The 1,329-nt window shown below is 65.8% G+C and carries 1 protein-coding gene; it reads right to left on the reverse strand.

What is annotated here, in order from left to right:
• The coding region (locus ON21_RS24665; protein WP_039801369.1) for an amino acid adenylation domain-containing protein at positions 1 to 1,329 on the reverse strand (1,329 nt) is incomplete at both ends.

A 1,329-nucleotide genomic window follows, 5' to 3' on the forward strand; every position in this document is an offset into this window, starting at 1 on the left:
CCGGTGCGATACATCCGCGCACCGGGCTGGAACGGATTCGCCACGAATCGATCCGCGGTCAGATCCGCACGACCGAAATAGCCGCGCGCCAACTGCGCACCGGCGAGGTACAGCTCACCGGAGACACCCACCGGCACCGGACGCAAACGCCCATCCAGCACGAACACCCGACTGTTCCACTCCGGCGCACCGATAGGAACCGAAACCCGGTCGGCATCACTGACCCGATGACTAGTGACCGACACCGCCGCCTCGGTCGGACCGTAGAGGTTGAACAACTCGGTCCGCGGATACTCACGCAAGAACCGCTGCGCCAATGCACCCGGCAACGCCTCACCGATGGCCAGCACCCGCCACAGCGAATCCGGCATACCGGCGGTCACCAGCGCGTCCAGCATCGACGGCACCACATGCAGCGTGGTGACCCATTCCTGAGCCATGAGTTCGTTCAGGTACGCCGGGTCCCGGTGCCCGTCCGGGGAGGCGATGACCAGACGCCCACCGCAGACAGCGGCCGACCAGAACTCCCACACCGACAAGTCGAACGTCGCCGCCGTCTTCAACAGAATCGCATCGGCAGCATCGAGACCGAACTCGATGTTCTTCCACTGCAACTGATTGACGATAGCGCCATGCGAAACCGCCACACCCTTCGGACGACCCGTCGAACCGGACGTGAAGATCACATACGCCGTGTTCTCCGGACGCAACGGCGCGACCCGATCAGCATCCGTGACCGGCCCGGCGTCCACATCCGACAAATCCAGCTCATCGATCCGAACCACATCGGCCACATCGGTGCTGAACTCGGCGTCGGCATTGCTCAACACACAAACCGGCGCCGCCGTCTCCAGGATGTAACTCGTCCGCTCCGCAGCCTGATCCGGATCCACCGGCACATACGCACCACCGGACTTCGCCACCGCGTACATCGCCACAACCAGATCCACCGACCGACGCAACGCCAGCGCGACCCGCGACTCCGGACCCACACCCAACGAAATCAGATGCCGCGCAAGACGATTCACCCTGCCGTCCAGTTCGGCGTAGGTCAGCTCGATCCGCTCACCGTCGACCGCGTCCGCGACCAGCGCGGTGGAGCGCGGGCCCGCCGCCACGCTGGCGTCCAGCAGCGAGACCAGTGTCGCGCCCACGTCGACGGCGTGGTCGGTGTCGTTCCAGCGCGCGAGCACGTCGTGCCGTTCGGCGTCGGCGAGGATGTCGATATCCCCGACCGGCGCGTCGGCGTCGGCGACTACCGCGGCGAGGATGCGCGACAACCGCGCAGCGAAACCCTCAACCGTCGCCCGATCGAAAAGATCGGTGGCG

This window comes from Nocardia araoensis NBRC 100135, assembly GCF_000308435.1.
In the GTDB taxonomy this organism is placed as follows: domain Bacteria; phylum Actinomycetota; class Actinomycetes; order Mycobacteriales; family Mycobacteriaceae; genus Nocardia; species Nocardia araoensis.